This is a genomic window from Pseudarthrobacter sp. NIBRBAC000502770 (genome assembly GCF_006517815.1).
GTDB lineage: Bacteria > Actinomycetota > Actinomycetes > Actinomycetales > Micrococcaceae > Arthrobacter > Arthrobacter niigatensis.
In genome coordinates, this window is record NZ_CP041198.1 from 2,457,374 (window position 1) to 2,476,227 (window position 18,854).

Sequence of the window (18,854 nt, forward strand, 5' to 3'; positions counted from 1 at the left end):
GGCCCGGCGTCTTTGACCCAAGGCGGTGCTGTCCCAGTGCATCAAGCCGGCATCGAAGCCGGCGGGTCAGCCATCACATTCCCGGCCCACACCGTCATGCACTGGACACCGCTCGAGACGAGCACTCCAGTGGTGCGATGACCCGTCACCCTGCCGGTTCAACGGCGTGCAGCCAAGTGGTGTCGATCCTGCCGTGGGTCCGAATCATGCTGCTCCTTTGGCCCGACCATCAGGGAGAGTTGTCTGAAGCGCCAAGGACGAGATGACCCTGGAGCCGGGGTGGTGCCAAGGAAGCCGCTGACACGGCATTGGTTACGGCCAACGTGGTTGCCCCCGCGACCCAGCTGAACACGCTCCAGCCCGGCGCGGTTCCTGTTCCCGCCCCTTAGCAGGGACATCATATGGAGAAGCACCCCGCCGGCGGTGGGGTGCTTCTCTTTTGCCAGGCGGTTCGGTCCTAGCCGGTGCAGCTCACGTGGTTCACCTGGACCTTGTCGGGATTCAAACCCGGGGCCGCCTGGATGTGGACTCTCTGCGGCACACCGGTGGTCATGTTGTTCGCCCGGCCGCGTGCGGTGCCAATGGCCTTCCCGTTCTGAAGCAGGTCGACCATGGCCTCCGCGGACCCGCACCCGGAGTAGAGGGGGGTCTCCAGCAAGATCTCCGTACAGGCCACTCCCGGGTTGCAGGTGTACTGCTCGTGCGGGACCCATTTCACGTAAAAGGAGCCACTCTGAAACCAGTCACCCTGCCCCTCCAAGGCTTTTACGACAGCCGGGTTAAAGCTGGGATTCACCGCGGACGAAGTGTCGGATCTGGACGATGACGTCCCGGTCTGGGAAATCCCGACGGCGAGCCCGCCAGCTATGAGGATGACCAGGGCGGCGGCGAGGGCGATAAGGCCGGCGTGGCCTTCCTTCCGGGGTGGAGGACTATAGGCCGGCGTCGGACGTGCTCCCGGCGTCCGTGGTGGCGCTGCGGGTGCCTGCTGTGGCGGCGCGGTGGCAGCCGAAAGAACCGCGTTAATTCTCCTGTGGGCCCGGACTTCGAAGGCTTCGCGCCGCTCCATGATCATCCGGGTGTGCTGCAGTGCGGCTTCCCACTGGTGGATATTCCCCTGGGACTCCTGCGTCCAGGAATTCGCTTCAGCCAGAAGCCGCGTGAAGATTCTTTCTTTGGCCTTCACAACCGCTGTCCCTACGTGCTGCGGAGACGTCGCCAGGGTGGTCAGGGGATTCTCGCGTCTCTCGCCAGCCACCGTGCTGACTTGCCAGGCAATTGCATCAGCGGCGCGGTCTGAGATGTCGTCGAGGCGTTGCTTTGTCACGCCGGCCGGCGCTCCCAGGTACAGGTCGGCACTGAGGTCGACCGGTGCCATCTGAAGGTCCGGGTCAACCAGGAAACTCCAGCCTGCGGGCGGCGCGGGCCAGGATGGGTCGGGCTCCCAGCCGGGCCCCGGCCTCCACCCCTCTGGTGTTTTTGGCCAACCGGGAGGCGGGTTGAAGACCTGAAGCTTCTGTCCATTGGCATGGTTGGCGCTGGGCGCCGGCTGCGGTGCCGGACTCGCCGTAGCAGGCGGTTGGGACCCCTCCGCCGCCTCGGCGATGCGGATAAGGAGGTTCATGGCGCGGAAGTATCTGACCGTGTTAACGATGGCGAAGAGTATGCCGCCGCCGATTGCTCCTCCGAACACGACGTACCGGCTTCCTGGGGTCGCCGTGTTGTACGAGGAGAGACTCAAAACGACTCCGACGACAGCGATTCCGACGTTGAGCCACGCCCATACCAGGTGGCGGCGCGCTGCCCGCTCCAGCTGGGCAACGATGCCCTGGTCCCCCGCCATGCTCTCCCCTTTTGCCCTGTGCGGCCCAAGCCGCTGCGCAATAGCGTAGCGCCGCCAATGTCGTTTTGATCGACGAACAGGGTTTATGTCGTCCGACGATCTGGCTGCGAGGCCTTGTCGGACTGCCCCGGCCTGAGTGAGGCCTTCCGACGCCCAGCCGACCTAAAAAGACACCCGGAAGCCGACGCCCCCACGTAGCGCCGGTTCTGGTCCACCGTAGACCGGGCCGACCACCAGCTTGGGACGGCCTTAAACGGAATGCGAACCGCGAGTCTGTTCATGATCGGGCTGGTGGACCTAGAGATGGCCGCGCCCCGGATGCTGATGGCCAAGGCATCTTGGTCGGTCGAGGCACCAAATGTCGACCTATACGGGGCCAAGTGTTCGTTGATGAGGCGGTCGCGCTGCTGCGGTTCCCTGTTGAGCCTTCGCGCCTTGCGGGTCTCAGCTACCTGCGAGACGAAATCCTCATGAAGGAGCTTCAAGGGCTCCGCTGTGCTGATCTGCGTTCCTCGGATAACCTAGCTTCCAACCCGGATGTATATGCAGGGTCACGTTTGGCCCCGCTCTGCCGCTTCAACCAGGGCGGCCCCCGGTTCGCGCCTAGGACTGTACCAACAAATTGGGTTGAGGCTCCTGGACTCGCTTCATAACCTCCTTGAACCGTGTCAGGCGACGCCAAGGCCTGCGTACAGCTTTCGGATGATGCCGGCGTCCCGTTGGCGGGCGATGGCCCGGGCTATCCGGGCGCATGTGAGGGCGTCGTCGCCTGCGTTGTGGGCGGCGAATCCCGGAAGGCCCAAGTGTTCAGCCACTGGATCAGCTTGTTCTTGGGGCAATCTGAAGGCGGCGGGGCGAGCTTCTCTGTGCAGCGGAATTCGTTGCGCGGCTGCGGTAGCCCCGCGATCTCAGAAGGACCTGCGCATCACTCCGGCGCCGTAGCCGATGTTGTGGGCCAGCACCGGCCCGTCACCGATGATGCCCGCAAGAGTGTGCATGGATTCCTCCAGGGAGGGCGCCCCGGCCATTATTTGGGCGTCGATGCCATGGATGCGGCCAGCATTCGGGTCAAAAGAGTCGATGCCGGTGTGCGGCCTAATCAGCCAGGACCTGGTGCGCGTGATGGTGCCGTCCCGGACCACAGCCAGTCCGACAGCGCCGGCGGAGGCGCGGTCGGAGTTGGCAGCCTCGAAGTCGATGGCGGTGAAGGTCAGTCCGGGGGTCGGTTCCATGGGCTCCATGTGTGCGGCGGAACAGACTCATCTTCCCGGCCATCTGATAGTTGAGCCTCCCGGCATTGACAACTATAGAAAGCCGGAACAATACTTAGAGCACCCGGGCACCTCAACTATTGACCTAAAAGTCAAGGAGCACCAATGCTGCACATCACCGTCACCGCCAAGAAACCCGTCAACCCTGAGCATGACGGGCTCGGCCGCCCCTATGTCGGATACGAAGAGGGCATGACCCAGGACGAGATGTACGCGGCGAACCATGGCGAATGGGCCATCGGAGCCCGGGCCCAGAAGGAACGCTACGCCCTGTTCTCCTTCGGCCGTACAGTCATCCAGGCCATCGAGATCGACAACCTGGAACGGACCACCATCTACAGCGGTGACCCGAACGAGAAACGCGACGACCGCTACACGATCAACGGCAAGGTCCTTGAGAAGGGCCACCCCGTCTTCGACAAATACGTCGGCAAGGAATCCCCCGTCAGCGCTTCCCGCAACCCCGTCCGCTACTTCGACGATCCCGAGTTCGATGGCGAGGCCGGCCAGTTGTGCGCGTGCGGTTGCGGAGAAATGACGACCGCCGGCGAGTTCATCCCCGGCCACGACCAGAAGGCCATCCACGAACGCATCGCCAGGATCGGCACCGTTGCCGAGTTCCTGAAATGGATGGACGTCGTTCGCCCCGCTTCCCTGGGACGGTAGACCCCAGATTCACAAAGAAAGACCCCGACATCTTTGTGTTGCCGGGGTCCCTCGAATCTGCCGTTCGCCGTCAAGTGGGTAGGCCGGGAACTTTTTGCGTGGCCATGGACAGAAGGCCCATCACGCTCGCGAACAGCAAAAGGATGTTGAGAATGCCGGTTACCGAATAGACGATTACCTGTCTGCTGGTGGCTCCGTGGGCGGGCCATCCGACCACGATGATTATTGCGCCAACCAGTGCAGAAACCCCCAGAGCAACCCACACGTTATGCGGCGCCGAGGCCCAGAAGACCCCGAAACTGTTCGCTAGGGCGGCGCACACCGCAGCTGCCGTCGGGAATGTCAACGAGTCGGAGGATATGAACACGCCGCCTGTCGCGGCTGCCTCCGATGTCTTCAAGGGCGAGAGTGGACCCGTGGGATTATCAAGGTTGGACAAGGTTGTCGCGGGCAGAGGTCCTCCGCTCCCGGACGCTGTAGTCTCCCTGGCCGGCGGGCTTGCTCCTGTGGCGCCATCGGCAAGGGGATCTCCAGAATAAAGTTCGCTTGTGGGAATAGTGTCATCAGGCATCGCTGTCACCTTGTAAGTTAAGGTTCCCAAGGGGCCGGAACATATCCGTCCGCTCTCAGTTCATAGTGCGGGAAATAGCTGACAGCGGCAGTCTTAGCTAGGAAAGTCACAGATTCCGGATACGTTTTCGTCGCGTCCCCTACGAGCTTCCCGTCCGCGTATACCTGAATCGTGGACGGTGCCACTATCTGTTTAGTGAAGCTGTCCACTGCTGAGAAAAGGACATTGAACCTCATTCCATGAAGAATTGGGATTGGATGCAGCCTGCTTGCGGTCACCTCCATCGATCCCCCAGAGGATAGCCAGATGTAGTGATCTCCATTCAGCGGCACAATTCCGATCCCCTCGATATTCAAGGCAAGTTCGAACTCGTGACTACCAACAGAGGGAGGTGCCTTGATGCCGAAGGTGTAGCTGTAGTCCTGCCCGGGCTGCACGTCGGTTGTAATCGGAACGGGATCAAACCAACCGTTGCCGGTCTCTTTGTAGGCGTGCGGCGATTGACTCGTGTCCACTGTTACTGTCGTAAGTTGAGTCCTGCCAGACGGAATAGTTTGTCGACCGGTGTTGTGCAGGACGAAACTGACTGACCCCGGCACGCCCTCCGGGAGGGTATCTCTGGGGTATTGAAGTACCTTGCCGGCTGCCCTGTAGTCGCGGTCATCTCGAGTAAGCCTCAAGTCCACAACGTAGTGGCCCCCGTTCGTCATGGGGACTGAGTAGAAGGCGTTGCCAGGAAATAGGTCAGTCATCTGAAGCGGTGCCAACAAACTCCCCAATACCGTATCCTTATCCAGATCGGAGACGTCCTTTATCAGGGTCGGCAATTGCTGGAGAAAGCTGCCGATGGCCTTGCTGAGCGGATTATCGCCGCTAGAAAGGACGCTGCCGGCCGCAGCAGCGATGTCTCCTGCCAACTTCTCGTAGCTGGCCCACGTGTGTAGGAGACTTTGACTGTAACCGCCCAAGGCGATGCCTATGGTGTCTGTTTCGTCTACGTCCAGTTCAAACTGGAACATGCTCGCCGCAGCAACAGTAAGGTCGATGACGTCGCCCAATTTGCACGTCAAGGGCTCGAATGTGTCCTCCGGGTTCTTAATTTTTATCGGGTCACCGACCAGTATGGGCGTCGATTTATCGCCGTTCGACATGGCTCCCATCAGATATATTTGGTCGTTGTCCGTAGGCCACCCATGCTCCGGGGTGACGCAGTAGATATTCAGTGCTTCCACGCGGAATTTTGTTGCCATGGGTCCAGGTCCTTTACCTGAGTTCACGGTGGAGACCAATTTCCGAGATCGTCGCCTCGATTAGCAGCACATGGCGGTCTTATCGCATATGCCCGATCGGTCCCCAGCGACCTGACAGTCCGTCCCCAGAACTAGCGCAGAATCAATTTTGATCTTTTGCACTTTCTTGTCAAGAGGTAAATCACCCCCGGGCACCAATACGGGGGATGAATAGAAATCCCCTACAGCTTTGAAGTCACAGGGGTGCTCTGAGGCTTTAGCCGTTGGGGTATTCCTGGGCGTGCCAGTCGTCGATGACGCCGTGGATGTCCATCATTCCGTCCCAGCCTGATTCCATGTAGACGTTGGCTGCGAAGCCGGCGAACCGCTCCGCCTGGTCGCGGTCCTCAAACCCTTTCGTACCGAGAGGTCAATGGCGCCGATGTAGGCCCAGCGGTGGTGGGAGTCCCACTTCTCGCGGTCCTCGGGGCTGAGCGGGTCACCTTCGTCCTCGGGCCAGTCGAAGTCCCGGTCATCGTCGTCCTCGTGTGCCTGGGCAGTGCCGGCCGTTGCCGCCGCAGCGGCCAGTGCTGCTGCCGACGCCTCATTAGCCTCGGCTTCGGCCTTCCGTTCCGCCTCCTCAGCGACGTACTGGGGGATGCATTCCTTGGCCAGGGTGCCGGGCTTGAAGTCCAGCTCCCGTTCGATGGGCAGGCCGAACTGTCCCCGGAGCTTCTCGATCTCGGTGAGGCTGGCGTAGCCCCACTCACCCTCCCGTGGCCTGCGATCTGGGCGAACGTTGCCCGAAGGAGGGCCAGGCGGTGTGCTTTCGAGATGCCCATGCCGTCCGTGTGCGGCTGATTTCAAAAACGCGCAGACCTGGGCAAAGTTTCTTCTAACCGGCATTTGGGATGGCCCGATGTGTCCTGTCGGCGGCCCTCCCGCGACGCCGGAAAGAGGTGCCCGGGAGCCTCACCCTGGGTGCCGAATCATGCCCTCCGGAGGGTGGTCCTTTTTGGTGGTTCAGGGGTGGTTCGTTTTGCTGGTCCACAGGGGTGGTCAATTTGGCGGTCCATTTCAAAACCGGTGCTGGTCCTTTTCCCTGGTCCTTTCACTGTCGTGGACCACCTCTACACTGGGCATCCAGGACGGCCAGACCGTGGTTAGAGAGCAGGAAGGACAGCTGTGAGCGCACGTATTGAGCCCGACGGCGGGACGATGATGCTTTTGTCGCTGGGGTTGGTGGCAGTGCTGGCGGTAGCCAGTTTCACCCTCTCGTTCCTGGGGTTGATCCAAGCCGCGTCGTGGGCCGGCATCCCCGAGCAGCTCCGCTGGCTTGTGCCCATCGTGGTGGACGCCACGATCCTAGTATATGCCATGGCAGCCAGTGTTCAAAGGGCCCGCGGGGAATCGACGACCCTTTCCTGGGTCGCTGTCGGCTTCTTCACGGCCGTTTCCGTGACCGCGAACGCCGCCCACGTTCTCGCACCCGGAGGAGTCGTCACCGAGCTGAACGGCGCTGTCTTGTTCGGCGCCTTCCTGGCCTCGATCATGCCCATCAGCCTCCTCTTCGCCACCGAGACGACGGTCAAGCTGGCGGTCGCCCCGGTGTACGGATCGGTCGCCCAGCGCCGGCGTCGGGCGACCAAGAAAATGGTCCTCGTCGGCGAAAAGGACCACACGATGGACCGGTGGGCCAACTCGAATGGACCAGCTATGGAACACCAAAAGGATCACCTCTGGACCACCCAAAAGGACCACCTGCGGACCACTCAGAAAGGACGTGCTCGAGTGGACCGTCATGCCATCCGGGAACTAGCCGAGAGGGACAAGCTCAGCCAGCGAACCATTGCCGCGCGCCTGGGGATTTCAAAGACCACGGTCGCACGTGTCCTGGCCGAAGCCCAGGCGGCGAGACACCTCGGCCAAGGTTCGTCGAAGCTTCCGTGGTAGTTGATGTCGGCCCCCCGAGGGGACGTTACCCTATGCATTTTGATGACATGCGTGCCTCGCCAAGTTCATCCGCGCGGAGCGCAAAGGAACCAACGCGATGCATGTATGAGCCCACGTCCCACACGAAAAGGCGGCGGCAGTTGGCCGACAGACGGAATTGGTGGGCCCAAGGACAATCGAACTTGAACATACCCAACATTGCGGGGCAACATCCCTAGCAGTTCCGCGTAGCGCAGCCAAAGGCCAAGAAAGGTTCCAACCCATCCCAAGCGGTTTTGATGCACGGGGCTTCCTTTGACCGCCGAGGTGCGCGGTTAAACCCGACACTCCTATTGACGAACGACAGATGCTCCCGGTGAGGCGTGGGACGGCATACACCAGCGGATAGTGCTGGTCGTCATATGAAATTACGATTTACCCTTGGGGCTAGCCCTTGGGATGGAGTCCTACCGAATGTTGCTGGCAACCCCGCCTCGTAGCCCGGACGTCTGTTGCCGGGTATTTGAAGCCTCTCGGTTCAAAACCCTAGGTGATAGATGAAAGCACCGCAACGGGCTTTCCCTCTTACCGCGACGGCCCTACCGGGCTGGCCTGCGGGGACGGAACCACTTATCACCAGCGGCTGCGTCGAGCATTTTGAATTGGTGAGCAAAGCGCGCTGGCACGTGCACAATCGACGGGTCCCGTAAGGAACGGCCGATGGCGACCATGGCGACCACATGGCGATCAGGTGGTCGCCCACAAAAATCCGCGCCAGTACTGGGAAGCAGGCCCCTTTATATATATATGGCGACTTAACCAATCATTTAACTACTACTACATATAAGGGCCCTTGCTTCCCCTTCGTACTCCTCTTCTCCCCTATAGGCATACCCCCGAAATGCTCGCCAGGTCGCCCATTCCCGTTTTTCCGCGCCAGCACTGGGAAGTAGAGGTGGTCAACTGATCGGTCACAGGTCGGTCAGGTCGGTCATCGGGCGGCCCAAAACGGCAAAAATCAGCGATTTCACGCGTTTTCAGCGTTTCAGCGCTCATCGCTGAAGTTGGACGAAGCCCTGCCGGCGCGGTGTTCAGCGGTGCACAAGGCCAGGCGCTGCGCGAGGCGCGCCAGGCCTTGGACCGCGCCGGCCGCTAGTCTTGCCTCGATACTCAAAGCTTCAGGGGGAAATCCGACAATGCTCCCGTCCAGGGTCCCTCGATGCAACGCATATCCGACGAGGAGGCCGCCAACCGGATGAGGGTCGAGTACCTGCGGCGCACGGGCAAGGACGACGTCTTCGCGCCGGCCGTCGAAAGGCAACTCCTCCGCATGGCCGTGGCAGACCGCAGTGATCTCCTGCACCGGCTCGATGACGCCCGCGAAGACCTCGCGTCGTTCGAGAACAGCCTCCAGGCCAAGAAGGACCGGATCGCCAGGCTCGAAGAGGAAGCCGCACGGAACGACTACCTGCTCGGGATCCGGGACGACCTTCCCGGTGACGAACCTGGCTGCAATGGCCTCTGCCACCGCGCCTCCGACGTTGGAGTCGCCGTCCCCGGCGATCCGGTGGCCTACGCCCACGACTCCTGCCCCGAACACGGAGAAGGAGCGGTCAATGACTAGCGGGCCTGAGTGGGCTGAGGGTCCCCCAGTGCCTACGCGTCGCCTCTACGTCCCGGGCGACTCCCCCAACAAGCTGTTCCGGCTGCGCTGGCCGGGCTTTGGGCGAAAGAACGATCCCGAGCTGGTGGTTCCCACGACCCCTGTCCTGAACACGGCTGGCTCCCCTCCTCCGGCGGGACCTTCGTCTTCGGCGGCATCGGCAGCCTGTACCGCGGCGCCGGCGGACCAGCGGGGCGGCTGGGATTCGCCACCAGCGGTGAATACCCGACCGGACCGGGCGGCAACGTCGCGCACAACTTCCAGAACGGCGTCATCCACTGGGGCCCCTCCGGCACCGGCATCTCCTACTAGGACCAGAACACCAGCACCCCTTCCTGCCGCCGCGGGGAGGGGTGCTGGTCTTTGACCGGGAACCGCTGCCGCATCGTCCGTACACATGGGACAGCATGAGCATCCAGATCCGTGCCATCCCCAGCGACAACCTTGTCGCTCTCGCCCCGCAGCTGAACGGCCTGTACATCCAGACCGGTTCGGTGGACCACAACGGCCGCCTGGTCACCGGGCACTTCCAGGAGGCCCGGCTGATGGAGGACGGGCAGCGCATCGCCATCAAACTGACCCGCTACATGAACGGCAAGCACGTCCTGGACAGCGTCGTCGTCCCCGCCGGAAATGACCCGCTGGGCAACCCCTGGCGAACCGCCATTCACATGCCGTCGGACAGTGCCCTGCTCGCCCAGCTCGACACCTCTGCGAGCACCTCCGTGGCCGCCTGACCGGCGCGCCGCACGGCTCCAGGGGCGCGGGCGGGGTAGAACTGAGCGGGCTGCTCCCGGGACACCGGGGACGGCCTGCCGATCCGCCGTACACATGAAGGTCATGACCTACTCCCGCTCCCGCCTCGCCCTCTTCGCCGCTGCATTGATCGCCCTCCTGGTGGTCGTCGGCTTCCTCTACACCAACTCCCAGAAGCACCCGTCAGCCGCACCGGCACCGAGCGCCTCCGCGGCTCCGTCAGCGCAAGGTGATGACGAGGACAGCACCGAGGGCCAGGACACGGCCGAGGGGGCCGCTCAGACCGTGGCTGCCATCCCGGCTGGTCCGATGCCGGGCACCGCAGCGGCCGTGAAGACCGTCCACTCCCCCGACAAGGTCGCCGTGGACATCAACCTGGCCCCGGGCCAGTGCAAGGTACCGACAGTCAGTGAAGGACGAGAAGGAGTCAACGCGCAAGCCAATGCAGTGGATGCGGGAGAACCCCTAGGGCTACGGTTCGAGCGGCACCAGCACGACCGTTCAGACACCATCCCGCGCCTTCATGATTGACTGCCCTATCTCGGCCAACGAGTTTGCAGGATACCCGTCCGCTGGCGGTTCACTTCCATCCACGTAGATTCGGACATTGAAGTGACCATTGGGAAAGCGATACGCGTCTACGATACGGAGCCATCGCGTCTCATCTGATGCGGCGTAGCTGTCCGTGTAGAGGTGCCGGATGGTCCCCTCAAACCTGTGGCCTTGGAGGTCCCATTCGATTTCGCAGGTCAGCGCCCGGCCTTCTTCGTCATTCGTGATTCTCCAACCGGTCCAGGAGAAATCATAGGACAGCGATTGCGGCCAGGTAGTGAGACCCAACCCCTCACACCATTTCTGCAACTCACGCCATGCAAGATCGAGCAAGTGCTGCTCGCGAGCAGCATCGCGCTTCCGTTACCAGTATCGCTGCTCATCTGATCGCTAGCTCTCTAAAGCATCTTGCCGTCGCGCTGCAGCGATCGCTTCTTCCTCGAGGCCCATCGAGCACCTCCCGGTCCGGTCTGGAGAGAAATGGTCAGTGAATTCTAGGACCGACGGGAGGGCCTGTCATCGGGTGCGGGAAGGATCCGGGCGAGCTCCGTACACATTAGGCCCATGATCCTCCTGACCCTGGTCACAGCGACCGCCGTCATCTCCTCGCAGCTCACCGCGCATCTCGCCGGCCTCCGGCATGCCACCGACGCCGCCGGCTATTTCGCCGCCGTCTGGCGCGAAGGCTACATCCAGGGCGCCGAGGACGAAGCCCACGCGGAAGCCATCGACTTCGAGCACTCCGGCTACGGCCGGGTCGGCCCCAACCGGGCAAACCCCTACCCCGGCCCGGAGAAGTTGGCGCAGCATGCCTGAGCCGACCACCACTCCGTCCGCGCAACCTCAACCGAATAGGAATTCCATGAAACACTCCAGTTCCGCCGCCATCCTCATCACCGCCGCCGTCCTGACGCTGACCGCATGCGGTGCGCCTTCCGCTGAGTCCAACAGCAAGGAAGTCGCCAAGGACCTTCTTGCCCGGGACACCGCCGCAGCGGCCAAGCTCATGACCCCGGAGGAGCAGCAGCGTGCCCATGATCTGACCGGCGGCGAGATCCTTGGCAACAACAGCAAAATGCCGCCTGAGTGCAAGCTCGGCGACCCCAGCTCAGCCCCCGGCGAGAACGGGGCGAGCATCGTTCGCATCCCGATGACCCGTCCAGAGAGAACCTTCACCCTCAAAATGACTGTTACCGGCGACAACAAGCTGGTTGACCGAGTCAACTACGAGTGATCATCCAGGGCGTGGGGAGCGCCTAATCGGAGGCCGCACACATGGGTGCCATGCCTGATTCGACCGCTCCCCACTACGCCCTGGCCCAGGACCTCAAGGCCGGACAGACCTTCGTCCAGGGCCGCGGCGGCAAGCACTGGACCGCCATGGAGGACGCCGACACCGTCAACATGCGCCGCAGCACCCGGACCGGGGACCTGCTCGTCGCCATCCCGGTCACGTTCCGCGGCACACCCCAGGGCATGCCCCTGTCCGTTCCGCTGGACAAGATCGTCCGACTTATCAACAACGGAGACCCCACATGACATCGCCCGCCGGCGCTGACCTGGTGTTCAAGCACAACGTCCCGGACACCGAGCCGTGAAATTCGGCGACCGTTCCGACGGCCGGCTCCGCTCAGAGGCGCTTGAGCAACTCCGCCTTCTTGGCCTCAAACTCCTCATCCGTCAATACTCCTGCGTCACGCAAGCTGGCCATCTGCGCGATCTGGTCCAGAATAGACGGGGCCGTGGCAGCCGTGGTCGCAGGCGTGGCTGGATTGTGCCGAGCAGTAATGGCCTGCTCCACCGCGTCACGGAAAGCCAAGAAGCTCGCCTCCTGGCTGCGGTTGAAGACGATCGAGTTTTCATCACTGGCAGCATCCGTGGTCTGTCTTCCGAACGAGCTGCGTCGCTCGTTGCCGCCCGGCAGGGTGAATTGGATGAACCCATTCACCAAAGGTCCGGCCGGTTTGATCTGGACTCCCGTAATCGAGGCCAGAGGAACCCTCTTGGCACCCTTTCCGACCGTCATACGGCCGAGCGCGCCGACGTGCTGGATGGTGACGAACTGACCGTCGAAGGCGCAGTAGCCAGCTACACCGACCGCGAGGACGGAGTCGGCCGGGATGCCGTGCTTTGCCCGGTAGTCGGCATCACCTGGAGCCGCCGACGCCCCGGCGACAGGGGCCAGGACGGGCCCGGCACTGACGAGCAGGCCGGCGGGAAGTTTTTCGGCAAGCTTTTCAATGTTCCTCGGCTGGTTGCTCCCCTGGCCCTCGATCTCCCAGACGACAACAGTGCCATCACCGTCGGGCACCACGCTTCCGGTGTATTTTCCGGCGAAAGTGTTCGCCCGAATGGAGTAGGGTGACTCAACCAGGATCTTGTCTGCAGTTGCGCTGGCCTTGAATTTGAGCGCCTCGGCCGCTTCCAGGATGTGCGTCGTTGCTGCCGGTTGTGCTGCCTGAAGAACCCATTGGATGCTCTGCTGTCGTATGCCCACGCGATGACTCTAACAACATGGACCCCGGAGGCAACATGGGGACATTGCCCAGGTGGTCCGCACACATGGGTGCCGTGAGAAACCCAGCAAGCCTTCACAGCGCTCTCCAGGCCTCCATCAGCACGCCCGGAGCCATCACCAAGACCCATCTGGTGACGCTGCTCAAGCGGTTCCCCGAACCTGGGGTGCCGGCCGAGCAGGACCTGGTGATCGTGGACGGTGTCCTGTCGGTGGACCTGCCCGAATACAACTGCGCGGCCTCCGACTACGGGGTGCGGCGCCGGTACCCGCGCCCAAAATAGGCTCCCGTCCGGGGCGGACAGGCTGCTACTGTGAACCATCGCTGAAGCAAGGGGGATGCCATGCAGTCGTGTCACGTCGCCGCCGGACTGGTGGTCCTCACGCTGGGGCTCTCCGGCTGCGCGCCATGGCTGCCCTTGGTCACGCACGGACCACCACCGAGCCCAACCTTGACCGGTCCGGCGGGCAAGACCCCCGTCACCGGCCAGCCCTCGGCTCAGTTCTGCGACAAGGCCGAGGCCTACCTGGCCAGGTTTCCTGACGTCCCCTTGTACCGGCCTGACCCGCCGGAGCCGGACGCCATGAACACCCTCAGCTGCTGGTATACCTCGGACATTCTTGACCCCCTGAAAGGGGTCAACCTGGAGGCACAGGCCCTCAACAACGACGATGACCGCGCCGTCTTCACCGAACAATGTCATGACGGAAACATTGGCCCCGGCAGCACCCGGATCACCGCGGGCTGGGTCACGGACCACGGCTGGTCGGCATGGATCGCACAGCACGACCCGGTCTTGAGCGAGGCCGTCCTCTGCACGCACGACCAGTTCTACAGCGTGCGGGTCAGCAACGTTCCCGGCGCCACCGCCGACGACGCCCTGGCCACCATCATGGCCGCCATCGACTGACCCCGCCGGCATAGCCTACGGGTCCGGAGACTCGTCTGAATCCGGGAGCCTGCCGTTGACCCGCAAGGACAATTTGTTCAGCTCCGCCTCCGTTTCCCTGAAAGCGGATCACGTGTGGCCCCAACTGGTTGACCCCCTTCCGGTCCGTTCGCCACGAGGATGCGGGCAATGACCCTGCCGAGGCGATCCAACTCGCCATTGAGCCGCCGCCACTCCGCCCGACCGGATCCGGACTGCTGCCCCGTCTGCTCACAGTTGGGGCAACTCGTACGCCCACCAACGTCCGCCAGCGCGGACACGAAGACCTTCCCCGGGTTGTCCCGCCAATGGCCCGCCAAGACCGAGCACCAAATGGGGTGGTACCGCTTGCCCGTCCGGGTCACGTACACCTGGCCTTCACCTGCAATCGGCGAGCCGTCCTCCCTCACGTTGGTCGTCTCAACCGTGATCAGAGGACGCAGGGCACTGCCGGCCTCCGGGTGCTCACACTGTGGGCAGACGGTGCGCTCACCAACATCAGTCAATGCCGACACGAAGACCCGATCGGGGCTGGTCCGCCAGCGGCCCTCGATGCTTGGGCACCACTGGGTGTGGTACTGCCTGCCGGACCGGGTCAGGTACACCTGCTCTTCGCCGGCGATCGGCGAGCCGTCGTCCCGGAGATCAGCCGGGCTCACCTTTGATGCGAGGGCGTCCCCGGGCGGTCCCGCCACTGCGCCGCCATGACCCCGCACCACTGGCTGTGATACTTCTTGCCCGTCCTGGTCCCGTACACCTGGCCCTCGCCGGCCACGGGCGAGCCGTCATCACGGTGGCGTTGCGGAGCGGACGGAATCAGCGTCGGACGTTGTTTTTGCGCCCGGCGGGCAGCTTTCGCCTCATCGTGTTTCCTGCTCACACGTCCCTCTCTTCATGGTCCCTGCCGAATCCTTCGATGCCGGTAGGCCCACTCCGAGATCCGACCCAATGAGAGTAGCTCAGTGGACGGACCAGCCCGCGCGATAGCGCAAACCCCGTCACCCTCGCGCCGCCGTCAGGCCGTGCGGTGTGGCCGGCGATAGCCGCGGTGCCGGTCAGGTTTTCTGTCTGGCTGGTCCGGGTGTGGGCATATTAAGAGGACTCGGGGCCTCGCCCCTCGCCCCTTCGTGTAGCGGGTTGCTTCCCGTTCCGAGGGGCTGAATGTTTCCCTGCGAATCGTTCCGCTTCGTGTTTCCCTGGCGGCTGCGCCGCCTGCTCCCGCGTGCCGCGGGCGCTGCGCGCTGCGCGCGCGGACGCCTGCGTGGCCGGCCGGGGTGCTTGTGCCCGGCGTCGGCCTTGCCCTGGTTCGCTGCGCTCACGACGGGACCGGTCCGTGGTGCGCTGCGGTGCACGTTTCGTTGGCTGGGACGCGGAGCGTCCCCTCGTCGAGTTTCCCTGCTCGTTGCTCGCGCCGTTGGCACGTTCCGCTGACTTCTCGTTGGTGCTTCTTGCTGGCGTGCGGCTACGCCGCAGGTGGGGTGCTCCAGGCCGGCGGTGTCTTGTCTTGGGGGCGGTGTCGCTGGTGCAGGGCTTCGCCCTGGGGGAGCTGGCGGTACGGTCATGCTTTTCGCTGGCGGTGTGTTCGTCGGGAGCGGCTGCGCCGCAGAAAGCTTCATGGTCCCGGGATGCGTTCAGCTGACGGGACGGTGAACAATCCGCTGACTCTGTGGGCACTCCCCCGGCGCGGAGCGCCTCCAACCACCACGCTGCTGGACCAACATTGCAGAGCCAGCCAGGCAGGCGTCCGCCCCGGCAGGGACAGCATCCCCAACACAGGTGACATGCACGCAGCACCGGCGCCGCCGCGTTAAAGGCCCGCCGCCAGGCGCCACCCCACTGACGCCAACCCACAGGCGTCACCACCTCCGGGACGGCCGCCGGCAGGCATTGAAGGCCCGCCGCAGGCGAAGACCCGGCTGCGCCAGCCCTGTTGGCAGAAAATTTCCCCAACCCTGACCGATTTGGAATCCAGCCGCACACTGTAAGGATGGACAGGCTAGACCAATGATGCCTGCAAAATGACGAGCCTCAAATCTTCAGGTGTAGAGGTGAGAAGAGCCCGCGGGGCACGAAACCCGGCTTCCGGGGTTTTGGGTCGTTTTCCCAGTGTTTTTCCCGATCGCATGCGCCCCAAATAGCCCATGCGGGGTGCTAGGGGGCTGTCCTCCAGAAATCTGCGCATGTTCCGGGGCATGGAACAGCTGATCTACCGCCTTGCCCGCGCCGGCGGCATCGATACAAACCCCACAACCTACACCCAACGGGCCGGGACTTTTGCTCCCGCGGTCGCCAACATGGGCACCGCGACCTTCCCCGCGGCCCAGGGCTACGCACCCGCGACCACCGGTGGACCGACATGGTAGCCGCCATTCACGCCGCCACGTCCACCGCCCACGCCTCCTCGGTCCCGTCCGCCTGCACCGCCGCCGCGGTCGCCTGCCACAACCGGCAGGACCCGTACTGGGGCCAGCTGTGGGCGCCCGGGTCCCAAGCACTCTGGTTCACCCAGGCGATGGCCCGCCGGCGCAACGAGACGGTTGGTGCCGTGAACAAGAAGCTGCTCCCGGACGAGGAAACCGCGCTGCGCCAGCTCACCTCCCCGCGGGGCCGGGCCGATCGCCTGGCCGTCTGGGCGGTGCTGGATTCCTGGCGGACCGCGACCGCCGAACAGGTCGCCGCGTTCACCGGCTCCACCCTCTTCCTGGACCCGGCATACTCCACGCTCTCCGCGTCCTTCGCCCTCGGGCTGCTGGACCTGGGCACCTACTCCCACCCGCTGTCGAGGTTCGGGCTGGCCCGCAACAGCGTGTACCGGCCGGCGAACTCGGCCGTCTTCGACAAGCTCATCGCACCGACCCTGACCTGGCCGGAGTGGGCGTCGGTGACCGGCGGCATGCCCTGGTCCTCCGGCGGCCAGTACGACCGGCACAATGTCCTTGCCGCCGAGCTGGCGCTGCGCGCGGCAGAGTTCCTGCAGCTGGGTGCGGTCATGGGCGAGAAGTTCGCCACCGTTGACCTGCTCGCCGGCACCGGGCTGCGTAAGACGGTGAAGAATCCGGACAACCGCCGCGCCGACGGCGTCCTCATCCGTCCCGACGGGATGCGCATCGCCTACGAACTGACCGCCTCGGCGTCGACCGGATTCGAGAACAAGATCCGCCGCTGGGCACAGCTGATCAACGACCGGCCGCTGGAGACCTCCGGGTTGACCGTTCTGTTCATCGCCGCCCCGCACCCCGACCGGTCACGGCACACCTCTGCGGATCCGCGGCACGAGATCTACAAGCGCATGGCCAAGGTCCTGCGCGAATTCCCGTCCACCGGTACGGACTCCCCCGCCGCCCGGATAGGGATCGCGCACTGGGAGGAATACTTCCCGGCCGAGCACGTCCTGTCCGAAGAGTTCCTGAACCTCACCGCCGACTTCGCCCTCGGCTCCGGCACCGGCCCGGACCGGTGGGTCCAGCGCGACCTGCTCTCCGACTACGACTTCACCCCGTGGGACACGTTCGACCCGATGGCCGTCGTGGACAACGCCCCGATGCTCGCCGCGACCCCGCACTGGATGCGCCAGGGCGACCACACCCACCTGATCGGATCCCCGATGGGACGCGCCCGGACCGGTGTCCCGCACCCGGCACCGGTCCGGCCCGAGACGGTGAAGGGCCGCCCGCTCGGCGGCGCCGTCGGCAACGGCGGCCGCGCCAAACTCCCTCCCCGGCTCCGCGTCGAATACTGATCAGGTTTGTGGAGGGGACCCCTTCCCGCCCCGGTTCTCCATTTCCCAAATGACTGCGGCGACATCTTGGATACCCCGCACCTGCCTGACACCTGGCGCGGCCGGAGCCCTTACGAGCAGTTCGTGCGATACGAGTCGCACCCACAGCTCTGCTCGAAACTCGATCCCCTCGACCTCGAAGGAGAAGGAGACACACGGAATGGGGTAGTCATCACCATAGCTTTGCAATCGCTTGGACACATCAGTTATGACGTAGTCGGGGGTCTGATACAGCCCTCTTGATGCGCACCAGTTCTTGAGAGCACCCCTGACCCTGGCCTTGGCTGCAACGAGGGGATCAGCCCTTGCCACAGCTTCCTGGGCCGACCTCTCAGCGTTGATCTTCTCTGCCTCGTCGCGTAGTCCCACGTCGCTTCCTTTGCATGTTAGCATGCGGTTCTGCTCGCCACTTCCGGGTGGTCAATGGGTCCGGCGCAAAAACTGCTCTCCGGCCGGAGACGAGCATCGCTGGGTCACCACTTCTCGTGAAACTCGAGCGCCTTGGCGAGGGTTTCTTTATTTGTGACAAATGGCCCCGGGAATCCTCCGGGCTTCCGTACGCGAACTTGGTCAAGGCGTCCGATGGTTGAGCGGTCGTATGCCTGCACGTACCCATAGAAGGTAATGTCCTCCAGCTGGAACTCCACCTCCACCACGTACCACTGGTAAGTCTCCTCTGACTTCCAATAGTCGTTAAGCACCGTGTACGACTCAAAGGCGCTCATGTCGAGGGCTTCGCTGCACCATCTGGTGATAGCGTTAGGCACCCCGGCGAGCACCTCATCGCGGTAGATTCGGGCAGCCTCAGCCGCAGCAGCCCGGCCCTCCTTGATCAACTTCTCCGCGTCGTCCCTCAAGCCCACGGGCCCTCCTTCATCCGGCGGCCCCAGCCAACCAATTCCCATTGTTGTACGTCCTGCGGCGCCGAAAATAAAGGGTCTGTCGGCCCGCCGTGCGGCCCGGGTCTACGCATGTTCAGTGACATGAGCGGATAGGCTAAAGCCCCGAAAAAGAACGACAACAAGCGGGTCATCGAGGGCTGGTTGAACGGTGACGGCGGCAAGGTCATGGCGCTGGCCATGATCGCCCTGGGGATCTGGTTTGTCGTCTCCCTGGTCTGGCACTGAGCATGAACGGCAGCTACGGACG

At 63.6% G+C, this 18,854-nt stretch carries 21 protein-coding genes; 13 read left to right on the forward strand and 8 right to left on the reverse strand.

The genetic code is table 11. The features are described 5' to 3' along the window. Nucleotides 1-457: 457 nt before the first annotated feature. The 3 genes from NIBR502770_RS21350 to NIBR502770_RS11800 all read right to left on the reverse strand — a co-directional run bounded on the left by NIBR502770_RS21350 (nucleotide 458) and on the right by NIBR502770_RS11800 (nucleotide 3,075). Nucleotides 458-1,843 carry a hypothetical protein gene (locus NIBR502770_RS21350; RefSeq protein WP_210418855.1) on the reverse strand — a complete coding sequence of 462 codons (1,386 nt, stop codon included), beginning with the start codon at nucleotides 1,841-1,843 and terminating at the stop codon, nucleotides 458-460. A 668-nt stretch (nucleotides 1,844-2,511) separates the two neighbouring features. After that, a complete protein-coding gene (locus NIBR502770_RS21200; RefSeq protein ID WP_168223162.1) occupies nucleotides 2,512-2,658 on the reverse strand; it encodes a hypothetical protein in 147 nt (48 codons plus the stop codon). A gap of 93 nt (nucleotides 2,659-2,751) precedes the next feature. Beyond that, the gene (locus NIBR502770_RS11800) at nucleotides 2,752-3,075 is read right to left on the reverse strand and encodes a hypothetical protein (protein WP_141182056.1); all 324 of its coding nucleotides are present in this window, start codon (nucleotides 3,073-3,075) and stop codon (nucleotides 2,752-2,754) included. A gap of 144 nt (nucleotides 3,076-3,219) precedes the next feature. Between NIBR502770_RS11800 and NIBR502770_RS11805 the strand changes: the two genes are divergently transcribed. After that, complete coding sequence (locus NIBR502770_RS11805; RefSeq protein ID WP_141182057.1) at nucleotides 3,220-3,780, forward strand: hypothetical protein; 561 nt, start codon at nucleotides 3,220-3,222, stop codon at nucleotides 3,778-3,780. A gap of 588 nt (nucleotides 3,781-4,368) precedes the next feature. Here NIBR502770_RS11805 and NIBR502770_RS11810 read toward each other — a convergent pair. Both NIBR502770_RS11810 and NIBR502770_RS21355 read right to left on the reverse strand, forming a co-directional pair. Further along, nucleotides 4,369-5,601 carry a hypothetical protein gene (locus tag NIBR502770_RS11810; RefSeq protein WP_141182058.1) on the reverse strand — a complete coding sequence of 411 codons (1,233 nt, stop codon included), beginning with the start codon at nucleotides 5,599-5,601 and terminating at the stop codon, nucleotides 4,369-4,371. Nucleotides 5,602-5,913: 312 nt separating this feature from the next. Next, on the reverse strand, nucleotides 5,914-6,447 hold the full coding sequence (locus NIBR502770_RS21355) for a DUF2958 domain-containing protein (RefSeq protein ID WP_210418856.1): 534 nt from the start codon (nucleotides 6,445-6,447) through the stop codon (nucleotides 5,914-5,916). Nucleotides 6,448-6,765: 318 nt separating this feature from the next. Here NIBR502770_RS21355 and NIBR502770_RS11820 point away from each other — a divergent pair, with 318 nt between their 5' ends. From NIBR502770_RS11820 to NIBR502770_RS11850, 8 genes are all read left to right on the forward strand, one after another. Then, nucleotides 6,766-7,533: a DUF2637 domain-containing protein gene (locus tag NIBR502770_RS11820; RefSeq protein WP_246857253.1), complete on the forward strand. Its 768-nt coding sequence runs from the start codon at nucleotides 6,766-6,768 to the stop codon at nucleotides 7,531-7,533. Nucleotides 7,534-8,731: 1,198 nt separating this feature from the next. Next, nucleotides 8,732-9,136 (forward strand): hypothetical protein, encoded by a 405-nt coding sequence (locus NIBR502770_RS11825; protein WP_210418857.1) that lies wholly within the window; start codon nucleotides 8,732-8,734, stop codon nucleotides 9,134-9,136. 237 nt (nucleotides 9,137-9,373) lie between these two features. After that, nucleotides 9,374-9,487 (forward strand): hypothetical protein, encoded by a 114-nt coding sequence (locus NIBR502770_RS21875; RefSeq protein ID WP_371416519.1) that lies wholly within the window; start codon nucleotides 9,374-9,376, stop codon nucleotides 9,485-9,487. Nucleotides 9,488-9,582: 95 nt separating this feature from the next. Next, complete coding sequence (locus NIBR502770_RS11830; protein WP_141182059.1) at nucleotides 9,583-9,912, forward strand: hypothetical protein; 330 nt, start codon at nucleotides 9,583-9,585, stop codon at nucleotides 9,910-9,912. 103 nt (nucleotides 9,913-10,015) lie between these two features. Beyond that, nucleotides 10,016-10,462, forward strand: a complete 447-nt coding sequence (locus NIBR502770_RS11835; protein WP_141182060.1) for a hypothetical protein — start codon at nucleotides 10,016-10,018, stop codon at nucleotides 10,460-10,462. 585 nt (nucleotides 10,463-11,047) lie between these two features. Next, nucleotides 11,048-11,299: a hypothetical protein gene (locus NIBR502770_RS11840; protein WP_246857254.1), complete on the forward strand. Its 252-nt coding sequence runs from the start codon at nucleotides 11,048-11,050 to the stop codon at nucleotides 11,297-11,299. Nucleotides 11,300-11,345: 46 nt separating this feature from the next. Then, the gene (locus tag NIBR502770_RS11845; protein ID WP_141182061.1) at nucleotides 11,346-11,717 is read left to right on the forward strand and encodes a hypothetical protein; all 372 of its coding nucleotides are present in this window, start codon (nucleotides 11,346-11,348) and stop codon (nucleotides 11,715-11,717) included. 50 nt (nucleotides 11,718-11,767) lie between these two features. Continuing rightward, nucleotides 11,768-12,022: a hypothetical protein gene (locus NIBR502770_RS11850; protein WP_141182062.1), complete on the forward strand. Its 255-nt coding sequence runs from the start codon at nucleotides 11,768-11,770 to the stop codon at nucleotides 12,020-12,022. Nucleotides 12,023-12,113: 91 nt separating this feature from the next. Here the strand turns inward: NIBR502770_RS11850 and NIBR502770_RS11855 are convergent, their stop codons facing one another. Further along, nucleotides 12,114-12,980, reverse strand: a complete 867-nt coding sequence (locus tag NIBR502770_RS11855) for a DUF4429 domain-containing protein (protein ID WP_246857255.1) — start codon at nucleotides 12,978-12,980, stop codon at nucleotides 12,114-12,116. Nucleotides 12,981-13,054: 74 nt separating this feature from the next. Between NIBR502770_RS11855 and NIBR502770_RS11860 the strand changes: the two genes are divergently transcribed. The 4 genes from NIBR502770_RS11860 (at nucleotide 13,055) to NIBR502770_RS11875 (ending at nucleotide 17,666) form a co-directional block, all read left to right on the forward strand. Beyond that, nucleotides 13,055-13,282: a hypothetical protein gene (locus NIBR502770_RS11860; RefSeq protein WP_141182063.1), complete on the forward strand. Its 228-nt coding sequence runs from the start codon at nucleotides 13,055-13,057 to the stop codon at nucleotides 13,280-13,282. Between the two features lie 60 nt (nucleotides 13,283-13,342). Then, on the forward strand, nucleotides 13,343-13,909 hold the full coding sequence (locus NIBR502770_RS11865; protein WP_141182064.1) for a hypothetical protein: 567 nt from the start codon (nucleotides 13,343-13,345) through the stop codon (nucleotides 13,907-13,909). Between the two features lie 2,198 nt (nucleotides 13,910-16,107). Then, nucleotides 16,108-16,290: a hypothetical protein gene (locus tag NIBR502770_RS11870; protein ID WP_141182065.1), complete on the forward strand. Its 183-nt coding sequence runs from the start codon at nucleotides 16,108-16,110 to the stop codon at nucleotides 16,288-16,290. Next, nucleotides 16,284-17,666, forward strand: coding sequence for a hypothetical protein (locus NIBR502770_RS11875; protein ID WP_141182066.1), 1,383 nt, complete (start codon nucleotides 16,284-16,286; stop codon nucleotides 17,664-17,666). Before NIBR502770_RS11870 ends, NIBR502770_RS11875 begins: the two co-directional genes overlap by 7 nt. On the opposite strand, the gene NIBR502770_RS11880 is transcribed toward NIBR502770_RS11875, so the two are convergent. Together NIBR502770_RS11880 and NIBR502770_RS11885 are read right to left on the reverse strand one after the other, a co-directional pair. Continuing rightward, the gene (locus NIBR502770_RS11880; RefSeq protein WP_141182067.1) at nucleotides 17,667-18,074 is read right to left on the reverse strand and encodes a hypothetical protein; all 408 of its coding nucleotides are present in this window, start codon (nucleotides 18,072-18,074) and stop codon (nucleotides 17,667-17,669) included. Between the two features lie 104 nt (nucleotides 18,075-18,178). Then, the gene (locus NIBR502770_RS11885) at nucleotides 18,179-18,568 is read right to left on the reverse strand and encodes a hypothetical protein (protein WP_141182068.1); all 390 of its coding nucleotides are present in this window, start codon (nucleotides 18,566-18,568) and stop codon (nucleotides 18,179-18,181) included. Nucleotides 18,569-18,854: the final 286 nt, after the last annotated feature.